The organism is Lactobacillus sp. ESL0237 (genome assembly GCF_003692985.1).
In the GTDB taxonomy this organism is placed as follows: Bacteria; Bacillota; Bacilli; order Lactobacillales; family Lactobacillaceae; genus Lactobacillus; species Lactobacillus bombicola.
Window position 1 is genome coordinate 262,674 of the sequence record NZ_REHE01000010.1, and the last position, 11,939, is coordinate 274,612.

Genomic DNA, 11,939 nt, shown 5'->3' on the forward strand with positions numbered 1-11,939 from the left:
AAATAATTATTTTAAATTATTTATGATAACATCTAATATATTAACCAACTTATTGCTCTCACTTTCAGTTAGATGCGTGCTGATTTTATGATTAACTTCATTCATTACAGCATATATTTTATCAATTTTTGCCCGCATTAGGTCCCTTCCCTTGAGGGTTAAATTCAAAGTCACCTGCCGATGATCACTGGCTAAAAAACCGGTTTGAACCAATCCAGCATTTTCTAAGCGTCTAACAACACTACGAATAGTTGGATGACTTAACACAAACTTGTCAGCTAATTCTTTTTGAATTATAGGTTCATTATCTGCCTCATAAAGAACAACTAAAATCATACTTTGGACACCAGTAAGACGATAATTACCAAATATACTACTCATTTGATTATTAAGCTCGCGTTCAATTAAGGTATTTGCAACTTTAATCTTTGACCCAATTTCTTTTTTCATTTTTACCTCACAAATATGTAGTTTACTATACATTTTATAAAAAGCAATAGTAGCAAGTGAATTTTTTAATAACCTTACTACGATTTAGCTTAAAGTGATTTTCTTTCCCGTTCATACTTTTGTAGCGCATCTAAAACCCTAGGCCAATAATGTTTAGGTAAAATCAACTGTAACTTATTATTATAGATGGGGAAATCCGTTTTTTTCATTCCAGTAATTTGAGCTAAATCTTCATCTGATAAGTTAAATTCACTAGCTATGCGCTTAATTTCAACTGAGGCATGTCCACGAAACCATGACAAAATGAAAAAAATAATTGCAAAAAAACTAGCTCCTAAAATTGAAAGAGATACTCCCCAGTTAAAAGAATGCTGAGCAATAAAAAAAACAGCGATAAAGGCAATTAAAGCAGAAATCAAGCCATAAATTATGGGGAAAATTGATTGTTTTTTCATTTTTATCCTTTCTACTTTTTACTCAAAAAATTCTATTTATCGATTGCATTAACATTTACACTTGTATCAGCGCTACTTTGAGATTTATTATCTTCTTCACTCGAAATAACTGAATGATAAATTTGATAATTAGTAAATGGATTGGGATCTTTCCATTTAATATTATTATTTTGTTCATTCATGGTGTTCAATCGCGTTTCATCATTATCCAAGACTTCTTTTGTCAGATTTAAGTTAGTACGTAGTTTATTGGAAGCTTTTTGCAGTTCACTGGTTGGAGCCACTTGAATTGATGAACCATTTATCCAAGCATCATGGCCTTGAATATAATTACTATCAAGATTTTGGGAACAATTGCGATAATTTAAGGCCAACGCTAGCATGTCATTAAAGGTCAGATTAGTTTTCACATATTTGGTAAAAATTTTGACTAGTTTGCGATAATTAGCTACAGAGTCTACTGAAATTGCTTTATTAACGACGGCCGTAATTACTTGCCGTTGCCGCATTTGTCGGCCATAATCACCCCGCGGATCATCATGCCGCATCCGCACATAAGCTACCGCATGACGTCCATTTAAATGCTGCTTACCTTTATGGAAATCACACCAATCATAAGAAAACTTAAATGGTACGTTAACATCTACCCCACCAACTGCATTCACCAGATTTTTAAGCGCCTGCATATTAACTTCCACATAATAATAAATAGGGACATTCAGAAGTGCTGATACCGTGCGCATTGAAGCGGAACTCCCTCCAACACCATAAGCAGAATTTACCCGAAAAATATTATATTTATCACCAGGATCGCCTAAAATATTCGCTAATGTATCACGCGGAATTGAGGTCATCGTTGCCTTACTCTTATCTGGATTAGCTGTTGCCAAGATTAAAGTATCTGAATTTCCTCGATCATGACGGCCTTCAATACCTTGATCGACTCCTAGAATTAAAATTGAAATTGGTTGCTTATTGGCAATCCGCGCTGAAGTAGCAAAATTACCACTTTCACCATCAATTGCACTATGCAAGGTAAAGTACATATGCGCAGCCCATGCTAGACTGCAACAAATCCCAAAAACCGCAATAATACCACAAATTCTAGCAAATATATTACCTTTGTTGGTCACTTTGGGTTTAGCAAAAACTTGATTACGATAAAGATTCGTAGACGCTCTCCTTCTACGATAGTCTTCTCTACGTTTTGAATTTGGATTCATTACTTTTATTTAATCCCTTCATGATTTGTCCATGTTTATTTGTATCACTTTCAAAGTTGAATTAGAATATTAACAAATATAATTAATAATATCTTATTTTTTGCTTTTTGGCATAATTATTATCAAACATATATAAAGGAGAAACTTTAATGACCATTCCGAAAAGAAAAGATGTACCTGTCAATCTTACTTGGGACTTAACCCGCGTTTATCAATCCGATAATGCTTGGGAGGATGCATATAATCAGATAAAAAAAGAAATATCTACTTTAAACGATGTACAAGTTAATTTTACTAATTCCGGTCATAATCTTTATGCTGGTTTAACTAAAATATTACTAGTTCAGCGCCAACTAGAAAAAATCTATGTTTACGCTACAATGTCAAGTGATGTTGATACAACTAACGCACATTACTTAAATTACGTTGCTCGTGCTCAAGCGATTGCCAGTGACTTTGCAGCCGCAACTGCCTTCATTAATCCCGCAATTTTAAATCTTTCTCAAGAAAAGCTGACTGCGTTCAAACAAGAAGAACCACGCCTTAGCGAATACGACCACTTATTAGAACAAATCGTCCAACTTAAGCCCCATACACTAACTTTTGAAGAAGAAAAGCTTATTGCCGCTGCCGGTGATGCCCTAGAAACTTCTGAAAACACCTATAATGTATTAACTAATTCTGATCTGGAATATGGTTATGTCGAAAATGATCAGCAAGAAATGGTACAACTATCTGATGGGTTATACTCTGTTTTAATTCAATCCCAAAACCGTACTGTTCGCCAAGGTGCCTTTGAATCAATGTACACTACTTATGAGCAATTTCAAAATTCACTGGCCTCAACCCTTGCCGGAGTTGTTAAAAAGCATAACTATATTGCCAAGGTTCATCATTATGGTTCCGCCCAAAAAAGTGCGTTAGCTGAGAATAATATACCTTCAGTTGTTTATGACACTCTAATTAAAGCCGTGGACAAGCATCTAAATTTATTGCACCGCTACGTTAACTTACGTAAAAAAATCCTTAACCTTGATGATTTACAAATGTGGGACATGTATGTACCTTTAACGGGTAAACCTTCCCTGACATATACTTTTGAGCAAGCTAAAGCTGAGGCTAAAAAGGCATTAATTCCTCTTGGCAATGATTATTTACGTCAAGTAGACTATCTATTTAATAATCGCGTTATTGATGTGGTTGAATCGCAACATAAGACTACGGGAGCTTATTCAGGTGGGTCTTATGATACTGACGCGTATGAGCTGTTAAATTGGGCCGATAATGTCGACTCTCTTTATACATTAGTTCATGAAACCGGACATTCAGTTCACAGTATGTTTACAAGACAAAATCAACCCTACGTCTATGGTGATTATCCCATTTTTGTCGCAGAAATTGCTTCAACCACTAATGAAAATATTTTGACTGAGTACTTTCTTCAAAATATTACCGATCCTTTGACGCGAGCCTTCGTACTTAATTACTATCTTGATTCATTCAAAGGGACACTGTATCGGCAGACGCAATTTGCTGAATTTGAGCAATACATTCATCAAATGGATGCCCAAGGTGAACCATTAACTGCTGATTTTCTTAATAGCGCCTATGGTAAACTTAACCAGCGCTACTATGGCGATGCAGTTGAAGCTGGTAGCGCTATTGATAAAGAATGGGCTCGTATACCACACTTCTACTATAATTTTTACGTCTATCAATATGCAACCGGATTTGCAGCAGCCACTGCTTTGGCCAATAAGATTGTTTATGGCACAGTGCAACAAAAAGAAGCTTATATCAACTTTTTAAAATCGGGTTCTAGTAATTACCCCGTAGCAATTATGCAAGCTGCAGGTGTTGATATGACTAAGCCTGATTATTTAGAAGAAGCCTTTGCTACCTTTGCTAAGCGACTTGAAGAATTTGAAACTATTGTGAATAATAATTTCAAATAATATTTATATAAAAAGCACTTTCTAACGAAAGTGCTTTTTAGTTATCGCATTCTTATAATTAAATATATTCTTGCCAAAAGCGCCAAGCTAATACCTGATACAATTTACATCCTAATAAGTAGTCCTCTATTTTAATAAATTCGTTGGGTTGATGATCAGTTTTACCTTCCGCTGGCCCTAAAATAATTACAGGAAAATTGCCAGCTTGAATATATTCAGAGGCATCAGTCGCACCTGTTCCTGCTGTAAATTCGCAATCTTTACCAAATTCTTGCTGAACGACTTCTTGCGCTAATCTGGCTAATTGACTATTAGATTGATCTGGTAGGGGTACTTCAGGATAACTATAACGAATTGAAAGCTTTGCTCCTTGAGAATTTAATTTTGCAATTATCTGTTCTAACTCACCACAAATTTGATCATTCGGATATTTCGGAGTTGTCCGAATATTACCAGAAAGCCAAGCCTGATCTGGCACAGAATTAATTTGATTACCACCCTGAATCTGACTAATCACATGTGTCAAAGAACCTAAAATAGGATCTTTTTCTTGGTGACTATCCATTAAAGATTGCGCTTGTTGTGTAAACTGAATTAGTGGCATAATAGCATTTTTACCTTCTTGTGGGATAGAGGAATGTACGCATTTTCCACTTGAAGACACATAATAATCGATTATCCCTTTATGCGTTACTCGAATATTAAAATTGGATGGCTCACCAATAATAAGTCCGTCCAAGTCTTGAACATAACCTTTCTTGGTTAGTTGCGCAGCCCCATATTCACCAGTTTCCTCACCAACTGAAGCCAAAAGACGAATTCGACCAGGTAACTTTTTACCACTCTCAAGCAAGTCAAGCATTGATACAATCATTGCAGCTAACCCTGATTTCATATCACTGGCTCCACGACCATAAATTTTTCCATTATAAAGCGTTGGTGTGAACGGTGGAAATTGCCAATTGGTTTGATTCCCAGCATCTACAACATCTTCATGACCAGAAAAGCCTAATAACGGTCCCTTATTGCCTAGTGTAACAACTAAATTATCCCGACCAGGTTTATAAGTAATACGCTCAATTTGGACTGGGTAATTAGCAAATAAAGCTGCTATATAGTCTGCCACTAAGCTTTCATGATCGTTCGCCGAATCAATTGCTAATAAATCAGTCAAAATCTTTATTGCACGCTTCTCATCCACCATTTTCCCTCTCTTACGTTTCTAATACCTTCGCCAAAAAGTCTTGAGCCCTTTGTGTTTTTGGGTGTGAGAAAAATTCTTCTGGTTTCGCTTTTTCTTGGATATAACCATCTGCCATAAACCAAATTTCATCAGCCACATTTTTGGCAAAACCCATCTCATGCGTTACAACAACCATTGTCATCCCTTTTTTAGCTAAATCCTGCATTACTTTAAGAACTTCACCAACCATCTCAGGATCAAGTGCAGATGTAGGTTCATCAAATAACATTACTTCTGGTCCCATTGCTAAGGCCCGCGCAATAGCAACTCGCTGTTGTTGCCCTCCAGAAAGACTGGCCGGAAAAGTATCAGCCTTATCTTCCAGTCCCACTTGTTTTAAGAGCTCAATTCCCTTTGCTGTAGCCTCTTTATCACTAACATGCTTAACTTTCATCGGAGCTAACTTAATATTTTCAATAATATTCATATGGGGAAATAAATTAAACTGTTGAAAAACCATACCCATTTTTTCACGTAAAGTGTCAAGTTGATTTTCACTTAAAGCTGTTAATTCTTTGTTTTTAAATAAAACTTTCCCCGCAGTTGGCTGATCCAACAAGTTAATACAACGTAAAAAGGTACTTTTACCAGCACCAGATGGTCCAACTAAACAAATAACCTGACCATCCCGAACCTCAGCATTAATATCCTTTAAAATGTCATTTTGACCAAACGATTTTTTTAAATGTTCAACTTTAATCACTGTCTCATTAGTCATGTTTCATTTTCCTTTCAAATACTTTCATTAAACTGGATAAACTAAAAGTAATAATAAAGTATAAAATCATCGTGATGACTAAGGGCATAACACCTCGATAAGTATCCGCCTGAACAATTCTTGATTGATAAATTAAGTCTTTAACTCCAATGACCGATACAATTGAACTTTCTTTAATAAGGGAAACAAATTCATTACCAAGTGCTGGCCAAATATTTTTCATTGCTTGAGGCATAATCACATAGCGCATTGTTGCTGAGCGAGAAAGCCCTAATGAACGTGAAGCCTCTGTTTGTCCTTTGGCAATTGAACTAACCCCCGAACGAATTACTTCAGCCACATAAGCAGCTGAATTAAGAGCAACAGCAATAATTCCTGATAATAGTGCTGGAATATTAATAATTAGCCCTAACCCAAAATAAATAAAAAGCAACTGTACCATTAATGGCGTTCCTCGGACAAATTCAATATAAGCCGTAGCAATTGTATGAGCAAATTGATTATGGCTTAACCGCATTAGCGCTAAGATTGCGCCAAGTAAGAAGCCGAAGAAAACCGAAATTGCTGAAATAAATAAAGTATACCCCACACCAGCTATAAAGAAATCCTTATATGCCCACATTGAATTAGAGGCCTTAGCAGCCTTTTGGTTTTTACCATTGGTCAAATATCTACCAGCTTTGGGTAAATAAACCTGATTAATCAGGTCTTTTTGTTTAATTTCTGCTATCGACTTATTAGCTGCATTTACTAAGCTCTTTGCCCCTTTATGAAAAGCAATTGCTGAGCCAGCCGAATCAACCTTAAAGCCTGATGGAATAGCAGTAATACCAGAAGTATTCTTCGCAAAAGCACCGGCAGTAGCGGTATCAACAGCAACCGCATCAAACTTTTTAGTTTGCAAACCTAAAATCAAATCACTATCTTTATCCATTGTTTTTAATGTAACTTTTTTAGCCTGCTCTTTAATAAGCGTGGCCTGTAAACTACCGGTTTGTGCACCAATTGCCTTGCTGGCAAATGAGTGATAATCATGATATTTATTCTTGTCGGAAGTTCTGATTAAAAGATCCTGGCCACTTTTGTAATATGCATGACTGAAGTCTACACTTTGTGCCCGTTTTGGCGTTGCATCCATACCGGAAATAACCATATCAATTTTGCCGGTTTCTAATGCTACCAGTAATGAATCAAAGTCCATTGTTCGGACAACTAGCTTAACACCTAAATCGCGCGCCACCTTTTTTCCGATTTCAACATCGATTCCCTCAACTTTCGACTTGCCATTAATATTTTTAACAAATTCATATGGAGGAAAATCAGGACTAGTCCCCATTATCAGTTCGCCTTTTTGTTTGACTTTTTGTAAATAATTATCTGTCACCTTGGGTCCTGTTTTACTAGCAGCACCAACATTTTGCGGGATTATGGCTAGTAGTATCATTAACAATAGAATACTTTCAAGCCATTTCCATGCTTTTTTCATTGTTTTCCCTCCGTGTATGTAATAAAAATAATTATAATAATCAAAAAATAAAAGCACAACGACTAATTCAAAATTCGACATAGATAGCAGTCATCCAAAGAACCTGCCACAAAAAATATAATAATTTAATTAGATTATTTTAGTTAATTGATAACAAAAATAAATAAACATAATTATAATTTAATTTATTTTATAGAATTACAATTTAAATTTCAATATTTTAGTAAGTCTCCTAAATTTGATTATAATAAAAACTCCGAAGTTAAGACAACTTCGGGGTTTTTATCAATTTTTACAATAGTAATCTTTTTCAAAATTAAACAAAGCCCATCAACAGGCAAAAACAATTAATTATGAATGAGATGCACCTGAAACAGTATCCATGCCGCCAGCTTTAAGTTGGTTTTCCTTAGTTACAGGATAAGGCTTGATTCTTTCAGGGTCTGTATTTGAGCTTAAATTATCAGCCGTATAATTAATATTAGTGATTTTAGCATGCTGAATATCAGCAACAGTATTACAACCCGTCAATTGCATATCAATCAAAAGTTCCTTATTTAATTGCTCAATTACTGATTGCACTCCTTTAGCTCCACCTAAAGCCAAACCATAAAGATATGGTCGCCCAATTCCGACTAAATCTGCTCCTAGTGCTAATGCTTTAAAAACATGTGAACCGCGGCGAACACCCGAGTCAAAAACAATTGGTACACGATGGTCAACCGCCTTAGCAATTTCAGGTAGCATATCAATTGTTGCTGGTCCACCATCAATTTCACGACCGCCATGGTTGGTAACAACAATTCCATCAGCACCAGCTCCCATTGCTAAATAGGCATCTTCAGCACAGACAACTCCCTTAATGAAGACTGGCAACCCGGACATTTCCTTAATCCGCTTAACATCTTCAGGACCTATCTTTTGGGCAGAAGAGGCATACATTTGAGCAACAGTTTGCCCCTCTCCTTTTGTACCTTGATAGCGAGTGAAAAAGTCTAGGGGAACTGGAAAGGCGAATTGTGTGCGTAGATTAGCTTCACGAAAGCCAGAAACTAGCGCATCTACAGTTAAAAAGATACCTTGATAGCCTGCTTTTTTAATTGCATCAAAGACCATTTGATTAAAATTCCAATCTTTACTTAAATAAAGCTGAAAAAAGCGTGGTGCCTCAGGAGCAGCTGCAGCAATGTCTTCTACACTCTTATTAGCATAGGTACTCGAACTAAACAATGCTCCTGCTGCGGCTGCTCCTTTTTGAGTAGCCACTTCCGCATCTTGATGTGCAATTCCATGACATGCAATCGGTGAAATCATTATTGGTGTCTTCAACTTCATTCCCATAAAATCGGTATCAAGCTGCGGATCTGCCATATTAGTCAAAGCGCGCGGAACAATCTGAAAATGATTAAAAGCAACGGTATTATTTCGCCATGTCCATTCATTTTCTGAACCTGATGCAATGTAGTAGTACGCCCCTTCTGGCATTACTTTTTTGGCCCGTTCCTCAAGTTCGTCAAGGTTAATCATCTTTATATATTCATCACGGTCACTTTGGGGAAAATCATTATAATAAGCTGTCATAAAAAAAACTCCTTTACATGTATAACTATCTAAATACTATTATACATGAAAGAGCTTTCTAGAGTTAGTGAAATAAAATAAAATTAGCTTTAATAATGGTCTTATCATTGCTTATTTTTTCACAATATAGGTAATTAATAATAACATCGCTACTTTAAATCACAAATTATGTCTAAACATATTAATAAAGTAAATTACTAAGTAAATAGCTACTTCAATTACAGCAATAAAAAAGGTTACTGGTAAATTAGTAATAAAACCCAGATATAATCCTAGCCAGACTCCAATTAGGGCAAAGAAGACTGACCAAGCAATCATACTGGGAACAGTTTTACCAAGATAATTGGCTGTGGCTGGTGGTAAAGTCAATAAAATAAACACCAAAAGCGAACCAACTATTTGCGCACCAATAGAAACAGACATGGCTAAAGCTACTAAAAATACTAAGCTAACTATTCCAGTTTTTATGCCGTGTGCGACTGCACCAATATGGTCAAAGGAATCAAAATTTAACGATTTTTGCATTCCAAAGATTAACATTAGAACAATTACTGATAATATAATCAGTTGTAAAACTCCTTGCTTATCAACACCAATAATACTACCAAATAAAATGTTAGTCGCATAATTGCTGTTACTACCAGAAATCGCTAAAAATAAAACACCTAAGCCAATAAACAAAGCAGAAATTGCACTAATTGATGATTCTTTTTGCTCACTTCGCAGTGATAATTCACCCACACTAATTGATCCAAGCAAGGTAAACAATAACATCCCCCAAAGTGGACTTATTCCCAGCCAAACTGCAAAAGCTGCTCCAGCAAAGCCAATTTCCGATAGCGTATGTGCCAGAAAACTAAAATTACGTGAAACAACATAGACGCCTACCGTACCACAAGTTATTGCAATAAAAGTACTCGCTAAAAAAGCATTACGCATAAAGTCAAATGCAAACATTATTCATACGCCTCCTCAAATTGGCTTATTTTACCTTGCTCGATTTGGCGATTATTTAAGTAAAGGTAATCTTGCATATATTTACGGGCCAACGGCACATCATGCGTCACAAATAAAACAGTTATCTTATGCTTTTCATTAAGATGCTTAATTAGTTGCATTAATTCATCTTTAGCTAAAGGATCCAGACTAGCTGTTGCTTCATCTAAAATAATCATATTAGGGTTATCTAGAAGCGCTTGAGCTAAATAAGCCCGTTGCTTTTGCCCTCCAGATGCCTCGCCCATTCTTGTATGGCGAATTTTGTATAAATTCGTCTCTTCTAGTTGCTTTTTAATAGCAGACTTAGTTTTCTTGGTTTTAAAAATGGCAGAATTTAAACCAACAAAGGCTTCAATTGACAGCGGATACTCTGCATCAATATTACGAAATTGCGGTACATACCCTAAACTGACCGTCTTCGCAAACGCAAAACTACCAGATGTAGGCACTAACATATTCATTAAAATATTGATTAAAGTTGTTTTTCCTGTCCCATTTGGACCTAAGAGTGCAGTCATAGAACCCTGTTTCAGTTTAAAACTTAAATCCGAAAAAATCGTCTTTTTATCAAATTTCATAGATAAATGACTTACTTCCAAAATATCAGCCAATTTGCACTCCTTACTTAATTATTTAAAATTACCAACTTTAACAAATTGATTTAAACCAATTGGATAATATTTACTACTTTGGATTTTTACTGCACCACCATACGTGCGCAAATCAATTCCACGAAGTAATTTTCCAACCTTAACGCGATAACCATTACCATCATAAACAAAAGCATTATGGGTTAAATGTCTTAAACTCCCCTCAACATTGCTAGCAACAACATACTTGTTAAGGTCAATTTGTAAAAATTTCCGCCCTTTAATAATCTTATCACCATAAATTGTCAACTTAGCACCAGCTTTTTTCAAGGGCTCAGTTGTTGCCCGACCATTACCATCATAAATTAGGGCATCATGCAACAAAATCTTGGTACCAACTGGTTTAGGTAATACTTTATCAGTTGAATTATTATCTGTACCATTATTATCATTAGGGGTCTGTCCAGTGTTATTATTGCCATTGTCGCTAGGAGTATTGCCAGCTCCACTATTGCTACTACCAGTTCCAGTATTGGCACCTGTATTGTCTAATTGATCATAATAATATTTAATTAAATCAAAGAAACTATCCATTGAATAGCCCCATTTAGCAAAATAGCCATCAGGATCACCATGATCTGTTCCCCCCAAGAACTTAGAGACGGCACTATGTGACCATACTGTTCCATTGCCATCATGGACTGCATTAGTTGGCGTAATATTATACCTATGCATTATTTGTGCCACATAAATTGCATCATTATTTATGCTTTTCGCAAAATCATTAATATTATTTTCTTGACATAATTCTACTTGAAAGAAGCGATTATTAGCATTAGGACCTGCTCCCCAAACGCCATAATTAGGTGTCATCATCTGAATTACCCCATTATGATCAACAAAAGCATGAACATATGAGTACATATTCATCCATTCACGATTGAAATAAATTGCTTCATCATGAGCACTTGCATTAGGCGTCGCAGTTTCATGAATTACCACCCCTTCTGGCTTACCCTTACGATAATAGAGGGGATTATCAGCATAAAAGCAGTTATACGGTATACCTTCTTGCTGCAACATTTTATAAAGATAAGTCAAACCACTATATGTATTCTGCTTAGCCAGATCATTGATTTTATCAGCTTTAACAGTAATTGGCTTAGCCATAGTTTCTGTGCTACCAACAATTAACCCTGTTGCTAACGCTAAAACTGCAATAATTTTTTTCATTTTCTC

11 protein-coding genes are annotated in these 11,939 nt (G+C 35.8%); 1 reads left to right on the top strand and 10 read right to left on the bottom strand.

Annotated features, from left to right (window positions below; genetic code table 11):
* Positions 1-6 precede the first annotated feature (6 nt).
* The 3 genes from F5ESL0237_RS06625 to F5ESL0237_RS06635 all read right to left on the bottom strand — a co-directional run bounded on the left by F5ESL0237_RS06625 (position 7) and on the right by F5ESL0237_RS06635 (position 2,128).
* The gene (locus F5ESL0237_RS06625) at positions 7-450 is read right to left on the bottom strand and encodes a MarR family winged helix-turn-helix transcriptional regulator (RefSeq protein ID WP_158592434.1); all 444 of its coding nucleotides are present in this window, start codon (positions 448-450) and stop codon (positions 7-9) included.
* 89 nt (positions 451-539) lie between these two features.
* Positions 540-905 (bottom strand): hypothetical protein, encoded by a 366-nt coding sequence (locus tag F5ESL0237_RS06630; RefSeq protein ID WP_122024961.1) that lies wholly within the window; start codon positions 903-905, stop codon positions 540-542.
* Positions 906-937: 32 nt separating this feature from the next.
* Complete coding sequence (locus F5ESL0237_RS06635; protein ID WP_122022236.1) at positions 938-2,128, bottom strand: LCP family protein; 1,191 nt, start codon at positions 2,126-2,128, stop codon at positions 938-940.
* Between the two features lie 149 nt (positions 2,129-2,277).
* On the opposite strand from F5ESL0237_RS06635, the gene pepF reads away from it, so the two are divergent.
* Positions 2,278-4,083, top strand: coding sequence for an oligoendopeptidase F (gene pepF, locus F5ESL0237_RS06640; protein ID WP_122024962.1), 1,806 nt, complete (start codon positions 2,278-2,280; stop codon positions 4,081-4,083).
* Between the two features lie 58 nt (positions 4,084-4,141).
* Here pepF and F5ESL0237_RS06645 read toward each other — a convergent pair whose 3' ends face one another.
* The 7 genes from F5ESL0237_RS06645 to F5ESL0237_RS06675 form a co-directional block, all read right to left on the bottom strand.
* A complete protein-coding gene (locus F5ESL0237_RS06645) occupies positions 4,142-5,287 on the bottom strand; it encodes an ArgE/DapE family deacylase (RefSeq protein ID WP_370448617.1) in 1,146 nt (381 codons plus the stop codon).
* A 10-nt stretch (positions 5,288-5,297) separates the two neighbouring features.
* Positions 5,298-6,044: an amino acid ABC transporter ATP-binding protein gene (locus F5ESL0237_RS06650; protein ID WP_122024963.1), complete on the bottom strand. Its 747-nt coding sequence runs from the start codon at positions 6,042-6,044 to the stop codon at positions 5,298-5,300.
* Positions 6,037-7,530: an ABC transporter substrate-binding protein/permease gene (locus F5ESL0237_RS06655; RefSeq protein WP_122024964.1), complete on the bottom strand. Its 1,494-nt coding sequence runs from the start codon at positions 7,528-7,530 to the stop codon at positions 6,037-6,039. Before F5ESL0237_RS06655 ends, F5ESL0237_RS06650 begins: the two co-directional genes overlap by 8 nt.
* 351 nt (positions 7,531-7,881) lie before the next feature.
* Positions 7,882-9,111, bottom strand: coding sequence for a lactate oxidase (locus F5ESL0237_RS06660; RefSeq protein ID WP_122024965.1), 1,230 nt, complete (start codon positions 9,109-9,111; stop codon positions 7,882-7,884).
* A gap of 159 nt (positions 9,112-9,270) precedes the next feature.
* Positions 9,271-10,068 carry a metal ABC transporter permease gene (locus F5ESL0237_RS06665; RefSeq protein ID WP_122022241.1) on the bottom strand — a complete coding sequence of 266 codons (798 nt, stop codon included), beginning with the start codon at positions 10,066-10,068 and terminating at the stop codon, positions 9,271-9,273.
* A complete protein-coding gene (locus tag F5ESL0237_RS06670; RefSeq protein WP_122025077.1) occupies positions 10,068-10,688 on the bottom strand; it encodes a metal ABC transporter ATP-binding protein in 621 nt (206 codons plus the stop codon). Before F5ESL0237_RS06670 ends, F5ESL0237_RS06665 begins: the two co-directional genes overlap by 1 nt.
* Positions 10,689-10,739: 51 nt before the next feature.
* Positions 10,740-11,933 carry an SLAP domain-containing protein gene (locus tag F5ESL0237_RS06675; RefSeq protein WP_122024966.1) on the bottom strand — a complete coding sequence of 398 codons (1,194 nt, stop codon included), beginning with the start codon at positions 11,931-11,933 and terminating at the stop codon, positions 10,740-10,742.
* Positions 11,934-11,939 lie beyond the last annotated feature (6 nt).

What these genes read in the sequence shown, in the direction of transcription:
- F5ESL0237_RS06675 (WP_122024966.1), bottom strand. Translation starts at nt 11,933, where the DNA reads ATGAAAAAAATTATTGCAGTTTTAGCGTTAGCAACAGGGTTAATTGTT.
- F5ESL0237_RS06670 (WP_122025077.1), bottom strand. Translation starts at nt 10,688, where the DNA reads ATGAAATTTGATAAAAAGACGATTTTTTCGGATTTAAGTTTTAAACTG.
- F5ESL0237_RS06635 (WP_122022236.1), bottom strand. Translation starts at nt 2,128, where the DNA reads ATGAATCCAAATTCAAAACGTAGAGAAGACTATCGTAGAAGGAGAGCG.
- F5ESL0237_RS06660 (WP_122024965.1), bottom strand. Translation starts at nt 9,111, where the DNA reads ATGACAGCTTATTATAATGATTTTCCCCAAAGTGACCGTGATGAATAT.
- F5ESL0237_RS06650 (WP_122024963.1), bottom strand. Translation starts at nt 6,044, where the DNA reads ATGACTAATGAGACAGTGATTAAAGTTGAACATTTAAAAAAATCGTTT.
- F5ESL0237_RS06630 (WP_122024961.1), bottom strand. Translation starts at nt 905, where the DNA reads ATGAAAAAACAATCAATTTTCCCCATAATTTATGGCTTGATTTCTGCT.
- pepF (WP_122024962.1), top strand. Translation starts at nt 2,278, where the DNA reads ATGACCATTCCGAAAAGAAAAGATGTACCTGTCAATCTTACTTGGGAC.
- F5ESL0237_RS06655 (WP_122024964.1), bottom strand. Translation starts at nt 7,530, where the DNA reads ATGAAAAAAGCATGGAAATGGCTTGAAAGTATTCTATTGTTAATGATA.
- F5ESL0237_RS06665 (WP_122022241.1), bottom strand. Translation starts at nt 10,068, where the DNA reads ATGTTTGCATTTGACTTTATGCGTAATGCTTTTTTAGCGAGTACTTTT.
- F5ESL0237_RS06645 (WP_370448617.1), bottom strand. Translation starts at nt 5,287, where the DNA reads ATGGTGGATGAGAAGCGTGCAATAAAGATTTTGACTGATTTATTAGCA.
- F5ESL0237_RS06625 (WP_158592434.1), bottom strand. Translation starts at nt 450, where the DNA reads ATGAAAAAAGAAATTGGGTCAAAGATTAAAGTTGCAAATACCTTAATT.